Source organism: Haemophilus sp. HMSC61B11 (assembly GCF_001838615.1).
Lineage (GTDB): Bacteria > Pseudomonadota > Gammaproteobacteria > Enterobacterales > Pasteurellaceae > Haemophilus_D > Haemophilus_D parainfluenzae_AD.
In genome coordinates this window covers 45,486-52,409 of sequence record NZ_KV837963.1, presented here as the reverse complement: position 1 = coordinate 52,409, position 6,924 = coordinate 45,486, and the positions used below count along the sequence as shown (strand labels likewise).

Annotated in this window: 9 protein-coding genes; 5 read left to right on the top strand and 4 right to left on the bottom strand. The window is 38.2% G+C overall.

Translation table 11 applies throughout. The features are described 5' to 3' along the window. The first annotated feature begins 54 nt into the window (after nt 1–54). A complete protein-coding gene (fdhE, locus tag HMPREF3263_RS03975; protein WP_005699553.1) occupies nt 55–963 on the top strand; it encodes a formate dehydrogenase accessory protein FdhE in 909 nt (302 codons plus the stop codon). Between the two features lie 55 nt (nt 964–1,018). On the opposite strand, the gene rimI is transcribed toward fdhE, so the two are convergent. The 3 genes from rimI to HMPREF3263_RS03960 are packed head-to-tail and all read right to left on the bottom strand — an operon-like array spanning nt 1,019 to nt 2,463. Continuing rightward, the gene (gene rimI / locus HMPREF3263_RS03970; RefSeq protein ID WP_005696399.1) at nt 1,019–1,459 is read right to left on the bottom strand and encodes a ribosomal protein S18-alanine N-acetyltransferase; all 441 of its coding nucleotides are present in this window, start codon (nt 1,457–1,459) and stop codon (nt 1,019–1,021) included. Between the two features lie 5 nt (nt 1,460–1,464). Further along, nucleotides 1,465–1,869 carry a DNA polymerase III subunit psi gene (locus HMPREF3263_RS03965; protein ID WP_005699541.1) on the bottom strand — a complete coding sequence of 135 codons (405 nt, stop codon included), beginning with the start codon at nt 1,867–1,869 and terminating at the stop codon, nt 1,465–1,467. Between the two features lie 3 nt (nt 1,870–1,872). Next, entirely contained in the window at nt 1,873–2,463 is a 591-nt protein-coding gene (locus HMPREF3263_RS03960) for a hypothetical protein (protein WP_005699535.1), read from the bottom strand. 87 nt (nt 2,464–2,550) lie between these two features. On the opposite strand from HMPREF3263_RS03960, the gene rsmC reads away from it, so the two are divergent. After that, nucleotides 2,551–3,543 (top strand): 16S rRNA (guanine(1207)-N(2))-methyltransferase RsmC, encoded by a 993-nt coding sequence (gene rsmC / locus HMPREF3263_RS03955; protein WP_005699538.1) that lies wholly within the window; start codon nt 2,551–2,553, stop codon nt 3,541–3,543. A gap of 10 nt (nt 3,544–3,553) precedes the next feature. After that, nucleotides 3,554–4,051, top strand: a complete 498-nt coding sequence (locus tag HMPREF3263_RS03950; protein ID WP_005696405.1) for a YbhB/YbcL family Raf kinase inhibitor-like protein — start codon at nt 3,554–3,556, stop codon at nt 4,049–4,051. A 76-nt stretch (nt 4,052–4,127) separates the two neighbouring features. Here the strand turns inward: HMPREF3263_RS03950 and HMPREF3263_RS03945 are convergent, their stop codons facing one another. Continuing rightward, entirely contained in the window at nt 4,128–4,481 is a 354-nt protein-coding gene (locus HMPREF3263_RS03945; RefSeq protein ID WP_005696407.1) for a DUF496 family protein, read from the bottom strand. Nucleotides 4,482–4,659: 178 nt separating this feature from the next. On the opposite strand from HMPREF3263_RS03945, the gene serC reads away from it, so the two are divergent. Together serC and hisC are read left to right on the top strand one after the other, a co-directional pair. Further along, nucleotides 4,660–5,742, top strand: a complete 1,083-nt coding sequence (gene serC, locus HMPREF3263_RS03940; protein WP_049375447.1) for a 3-phosphoserine/phosphohydroxythreonine transaminase — start codon at nt 4,660–4,662, stop codon at nt 5,740–5,742. Nucleotides 5,743–5,806: 64 nt separating this feature from the next. Next, on the top strand, nt 5,807–6,916 hold the full coding sequence (gene hisC, locus HMPREF3263_RS03935) for a histidinol-phosphate transaminase (RefSeq protein ID WP_049375448.1): 1,110 nt from the start codon (nt 5,807–5,809) through the stop codon (nt 6,914–6,916). The last annotated feature ends 8 nt before the right edge of the window (nt 6,917–6,924 follow it).

The following is a 6,924-nucleotide window of genomic DNA, read 5'->3' as shown; positions in this document are numbered from 1 at the left end:
AAAGTGCGGTTAAAATTGACCGCACTTTTTCTTATAAATACTTAAGAGACAATTATGAGTATCAAAATCTTATCTGCAGACGAAATCAAACAAAAAACGAATTCATACGATATTCCGCCTGTTTTGTTTGCTAACCCTAAAAATCTTTATCAACGTCGTGCAAAACGTTTAAGAGAATTAGCGAAAGATCATCCATTGGCTGATTATTTACTCTTTGCTGCAGATGTTGTGGAAAGCCAATTAAGCGTATTTGAAAAAAATCCATTAGAAAAACAGCATTTCAATAATTTAGATGAACTTGAACCGTTAAATACTAAAACATTTAAACGCTCAAGCATTTGGATTGAATATCTCAAAGAAATTTTACATAGCATTAAACCAAAAGCGAATGAACAGGTTCTTGCTACGATTGAGAATCTTGAAAAGGCCTCTGATAAAGAGCTTGAAGAAATGGCTAGCCATCTTTTAAGCCAAGAATTTAATTTAGTGAGCACCGATAAAGCAGTATTTATTTGGGCTGCGCTTTCTCTTTATTGGTTACAACTGGCTCAACAAATTCCTCATAACAGTCGCCAAGAAGGAACTGACAATCTACATTACTGTCCAGTTTGTGGTTCTGCACCAGTGTCAAGTGTTGTCCATATCGGTACTTCACAAGGTTTACGCTATTTGCACTGCAATCTCTGTGAAAGTGAGTGGAATTTAGTGCGCGCACAATGTACAAACTGCAATGAACACAAAAATCTTGAAATGTGGTCATTAAATGAAGAGCTTGCTCTTGTTCGTGCAGAAACCTGTGGCGATTGCCAAAGCTACTTAAAAATCATGTTCCAAGAAAAAGATCCGAATGTTGAAGCGGTAGCCGATGATTTAGCATCAATTTTCTTAGATATTGAAATGGAAGAAAAAGGCTTCGCACGCAGTGGATTAAATCCATTTGTCTTCCCAGCAGAAGAAGTGTAATGTCTTACTTTTCAAATAAACAAAGTGCGGTCAAAATTGACCGCACTTTTTCATGCTAGAGATAACATGCCATCACGACAGCATTTTCTCGTCCACCATCTGGTTTCGGATAATAATTCTTACGAATATCAACCTCATTAAATCCCAGCTTTTCATAAAGGAAACGAGCAGGATTCGATTCACGCACTTCAAGCCAAAGCGTTTGAATACCTTTCTCTTTAAGCTTATCCATTAAACCTTGCAATAAAAACGAACCATAGCCCTTTCCTTGTTGAACCGGATCTATCGCAATATTAAATAATGTCGCTTCATCTAATACCGTTTGGCAAATAGCAAAACCAAGTACTTGCTCTTTTTCCACTAATTTTAGATTAAGATAACGTTCGCCGACATTATTTTTCAAGGTTCCCAATGACCAAGGCACAAGATGCGCAACTTGTTCAATTTCATATAAGCGATCCATATCGCATTCTTCAATAGGAAATAGAGAAGGCATAATGATTAAATTTGTTGGATTTGTTGCCAAAGCTCACGCTTAGCTTGGTTATCTTGCTGAAATTGTTGCCAATCAACGGAGCGATAAATACGCTCTGCATTTAAGCAATAAGGCAACGTGCGGTCGATTTCATCAGCATTTTCAGCTAATAACCAATACCGCACAGAATGTTGTAATGTGATATGTTGAATTTGATCAAAATTCAAACAAAGGCAATCTTCTTTATTTAACTCAAGTGAAAGTCGAACATCTGAAAAAAGTGGGGCGTTCGATATGTTATCTTTCGTCACCACAATAAATTTCACTTGTTCAGACACACTCACACCAACCGCCCCTTGTAATACTTCTGGACGATAGAGCTGCCAACGGGTTATTCCCATTTCATTTAAAAGAAGATTGCGTCTATCCATAGATTAACGAGCGATAGTATCTAGCGGATAATCTCTTAAACCTTTAACAATCGCTTGTTCTTGCGCTTCGGTTGGTTTTTCTTGATACGCTTTTAAGCTACGGAAAGAAAGAATATTTTTCGCTTGATAAATCACCGCGATAAAACGTTGAAAATCTTTACCATCACAAGCATAGTAAACATCTGAAGCGCTACCAATTGTTTTTAACTCACATACTTTTTTATTGGCATCAAGATATTTTGTTGTTAATGCTGGAACATGTGAAAGGTCTTTTAAGTAGTAGGTTTCACTAGTGATAAATTTACGATTGCTACGATCTACACTTGCCGCACCACTTAAAAAACGCGGATCTTCTGATTTATCAAAGGCTTTCGTTTGTTTATAGAATTTCTCACCATTAAATGTGACTTCTTCGTTACCCTTTTTGATTCGCTCAAATTGCGCATCTAAACTTTGTGCTTGTGCAGCAGGTAATTCAATTTTTGAGCTTGTTGGTAAGGTTGAAGGCTGTTGCTTAGTGCCTTGAAGTTGTTCGAGTAATTGACAGCCGGACAATAAACTTGCCATGGCGACGGCAGTAATGATTTTTTTCATAAATAATTCCTTAATAAATGCGTCTAAATCGTTATCTTTTGCTAGAATAATGCATAATTTTAACCAATAAACTACAGGATTTAAAGCGTGATTTCTCTCGAAAGCGAAGTTTTACAACGCCATCTTCCCTTTTTTAACGGTAAATCAATTCTTCTTGCCGGCGGCATTAATGATGATTTTCCTCAAATATTGCAAAAACATTGTCAATCTGTGCAAATTTGGAGCTGGTATTTTGATTATGCTAAAACCCAAAGTGCGGTCAATTTTGAGGTTGAATTTCAACCGCAAGCGGATTTGATTATTTATTATTGGACAAAGAATAAACAAGAAGTGAATTTTCAGCTGATGCAACTACTCGCCAAAAGTAAAATTGGTCAAGAAGTGTTGATTATTGGCGAAAATCGTTGTGGCGTCCGTTCAGCTGAAAAACTGCTTGAACCTTATGGTGAAATTGGCAAAATCGACTCAGCGCGTCGTTGCGGTTTATATCATTTTTCCTTACAAAAACAACCGCACTTTGATCTTCAATCTTATTGGAAGTGCTACCAAAATGATGCATTAGGCGATCTCCGTATTTACAGCTTGCCGGGTGTATTCAGTGCCAATGAACTTGATAGCGGAACATCACTTCTGCTTTCCACTTTAACCTCACCAATTCAAGGTAAAGTGTTAGACGTTGGTTGTGGGGCAGGTGTCATTGGTTCAATGATCAAAAAATATCATCCGAAAGCGGATGTAACAATGACTGATATTCATGCGATGGCAATTCAATCTGCTCGTCAAACACTGGCAGAAAATCAGCTTGAAGGCAATGTTATCGCAAGCGATGTGTTTTCCCATATTGAGGGAAAATTTGATCTGATTATTTCAAACCCACCTTTCCACGATGGAATCGATACCGCTTATCGTGCGGTAAAGGAGCTTATTCAACAAGCAAAATGGCATTTAACAGCAGGCGGAGAACTGCGTATTGTTGCTAATGCATTTCTGCCCTATCCCGATTTATTAGCACAACATTTCGGTAAGTTTGACGTACTTGCTCAAACCACTAAATTTAAAGTGTATTCCGTGAGAAATTAAGGAGAAAACAATGTTTGTAACCAGTTCAGCCATTCAAAATGGTGCATTTGAAGACAAATATGGCAAACGCGGCACACAATTTAGCCCAAATGGCATGCCAACCTACTCTATTCCATTTGAAATTCACGATGCCCCTCAAGGCACTAAATCCTTTGCGGTTGTCTTAGAAGATAAAGATGCGATTACGGCAAGTGGTTTTGTGTGGATTCATTGGCTCATTGCGGATCTTGAACGTACGGTTATCCAAGAAAATGAAAGCCAAACTGCAACAGATTATGTACAAGGTGCAAATACTTGGGCGAGTAAATTAGGTCAATTTGATATTGAAGAAGCCTCATTCTATGGTGGTATGGCACCACCAAACTGCTTACATCGTTACGAGCTTATTGTGTATGCGCTCGATACCAAACTTAACCTTAAACCAGGATTCCGTTTCAATGATCTACATTTTGCGATGCAAGGGCATATTCTAGATCAAGCTGTGGTGATGGGCACTTATGATGTTTAATCATTTATAGTTCATCCTAAAAACACCATAAAAAATGACCGCACTTCAACAAAGTGCGGTCATTTCTTTTAGGATTTTATAACGTGATTTTATTTGATGAATCTTTCACTAATTTCGCGTGGGCTTTTTTCTGTTCTTTCATCTTATTGCTCGTTTCACGGCGTTGAGTAGAAAGTTCCGCATTGCGAATGTTGTAATCATCTACACGACCTTCATAGTCATCACGCATATTTTCAATAATTGCACGAACATCTTCAATACTCATATCATCACGAATATATTGATTTAAGTTATCTAATAATAAGACACGTTTTTGGTTATCACGAATTTTACGGTTGTTGTCTTCAATGTCACGCTTAAGTTTATTTTTTAAACGATATAAACGCACATACTCTAATACTTCTTGGAAGGATTTATTTACATTTCCCATGATCGACTCTCTCAAAGTTAAAAATAAACTTCGGGTAATGTAGCCTTTTTTTTCGTCCCCGTCAAAAGCTTAAATTTAAATTGATGGATTAGATCAAAAAACTGTTTGATTTAGTTGATTATCCTATTCGGTAGTGGTAAAAATGAAGAATCTATTCAAAATAAAATAAGGAAACACAATGTCAAAAGTCTTTAATTTTAGTGCTGGTCCAGCCATGATTTTCCCTGAGGTACTACACAAAGCACAAGCTGAGCTAACTAACTGGCTTGGTCAAGGTGTGTCTGTGATGGAAGTCAGCCACCGTGGCAAATATTTTATGGAATTGATTACCCAAGCAGAAAAAGATCTGCGTGAAGTGTATAACATTCCAGATAATTATCGCGTGTTATTCCTACAAGGTGGCGCACGTGGTCAATTTGCAGCATTACCGATGAACTTAATTGGAGAGAAAGGCAAAGCACTTTACTTAAATAGCGGTCACTGGTCTGCAACCGCTGCGAAAGAAGCGCGTAACTTTGCTGAAATTGATGAAATTACCATTGTCGAAAATGGTGAGCATACACGCATTACCAACCTTGATTTCAGTGATATTGCGGAACAATACGATTACATTCACTATTGCCCAAATGAAACCATCAGCGGTGTGGAAATTTTTGATGTACCGAATGTGGGCAATGCGGTACTTGTAGCCGATATGTCATCTAATGTGCTCTCTCGCGAAATTGATATTAGCAAATTTGGTGTCATTTACGCTGGTGCACAAAAAAATCTTGGCCCAGCAGGGATTACACTTGTGATTATTCGCGATGATTTAATTGGTCATGCTCGCCAAGCGACACCATCAATTTGGAATTACGCCACACAGCGTGATGCTGATTCTATGATCAATACCCCACCAACCTTTGCGTGGTATCTCTGTTCATTGGTTTTCAAACACATTCAAGCAATTGGCGGCTTAAAAGAAATTGCAAAACGTAACGCAGTGAAAGCACAAACCCTTTATGACTACATTGATAGCAGCAAACTCTATCGTAACGTAGTGGCTAAAGAAAACCGTTCAACCATGAATGTCACATTTGTGACAGGCAATCCTGAACTTGATGCTAAGTTTGTTGCGGAATCTACAGCTGCAGGTCTTCAAGCCTTAAAAGGTCACAAAGTGTTAGGTGGTATGCGTGCATCTATCTACAATGCAATGCCATTAGAAGGTGTACAAGCGCTCATTGAATTCATGAAAAAATTTGAAGCTGAAAACAGCTAATTATCTGATTAACTAAACTCAACGTGCGGGCTGAAAGGCCCGCTCGTCTTTATAAGGAAAGCATATGCAATACATCAACGTTGCCAATCAAGGCGTAAAATCTCTTTCACCTTACCAAGCCGGAAAACCCATCGAAGAACTTGAACGCGAATTAGGCATTACGGATATCGTTAAACTGGCCTCGAATGAAAACCCTTTCGGCTTCCCTGAAAGTGCGAAAAAAGCCATTCAAGCCCAACTTGATCATTTAACTCGCTACCCTGATGCTAACGGTTTTGAACTTAAAGAGGCTATTGCGAAGAAATTTGGTGTGCTACCAAACCAAATCACCCTTGGCAATGGTTCTAACGATTTATTAGAGCTCTTTGCTCATACCTTCGCGAGTGAAGGCGATGAAGTGATTTATTCACAATATGCTTTTATTGTTTACCCTTTAGTGACCAAAGCCATTAACGCCGTCGCAAAAGAAATCCCCGCTAAAGATTGGGGACATGATTTAAACGGATTTTTGACCGCACTTTCAGATAAAACTAAACTGATTTTTATTGCCAATCCAAACAATCCAACAGGGAATTTCTTAACGGAAGCTGAACTGGATACCTTCTTAACCAAAGTCCCTGAAAATGTGATTGTGGTATTAGATGAAGCGTATACTGAATTTACTCATCCAAATGAGCGCGTTAATTCTTTTGCATTACTGGATAAATACCCGAACCTTATCGTTTCACGCTCTCTATCAAAAGCTTATGGGCTTGCGGGTTTACGCATTGGCTACGCGGTCTCTAATCCTGAAATTGCAGATTTATTAAATCGTGTTCGTCAGCCATTTAACTGTAATAGTCTTGCTTTAACTAGTGCAATTGCGGTGATGAATGATGATGCTTTTGTGGAAAAAGTGGCTGAGAATAATCGTCAAGAAATGAAACGTTATGAAGCCTTCTGTCAACAATATGGCTTAGACTTTATTCCGTCTAAAGGTAACTTTATTACCATTGATTTTAAACAGCCTGCCGCACCAATTTATGATGCATTATTACGTGAAGGCGTGATTGTACGCCCAATTGCAGGTTATGGCATGCCAAATCACTTACGTATCAGTATTGGCTTACCACAAGAAAATAACAAATTTTTTACTGCACTTAAAAAAGTGCTTAATTTAGGAAATAAAAAATAGGAGCTTTT

Bases quoted from the DNA above. Each gene is read 5' to 3' on its own strand.
- fdhE (WP_005699553.1), top strand. From the start codon at position 55: ATGAGTATCAAAATCTTATCTGCAGACGAAATCAAACAAAAAACGAAT.
- rimI (WP_005696399.1), bottom strand. From the start codon at position 1,459: ATGCCTTCTCTATTTCCTATTGAAGAATGCGATATGGATCGCTTATAT.
- HMPREF3263_RS03965 (WP_005699541.1), bottom strand. From the start codon at position 1,869: ATGGATAGACGCAATCTTCTTTTAAATGAAATGGGAATAACCCGTTGG.
- HMPREF3263_RS03960 (WP_005699535.1), bottom strand. From the start codon at position 2,463: ATGAAAAAAATCATTACTGCCGTCGCCATGGCAAGTTTATTGTCCGGC.
- HMPREF3263_RS03950 (WP_005696405.1), top strand. From the start codon at position 3,554: ATGTTTGTAACCAGTTCAGCCATTCAAAATGGTGCATTTGAAGACAAA.
- HMPREF3263_RS03945 (WP_005696407.1), bottom strand. From the start codon at position 4,481: ATGGGAAATGTAAATAAATCCTTCCAAGAAGTATTAGAGTATGTGCGT.
- serC (WP_049375447.1), top strand. From the start codon at position 4,660: ATGTCAAAAGTCTTTAATTTTAGTGCTGGTCCAGCCATGATTTTCCCT.
- hisC (WP_049375448.1), top strand. From the start codon at position 5,807: ATGCAATACATCAACGTTGCCAATCAAGGCGTAAAATCTCTTTCACCT.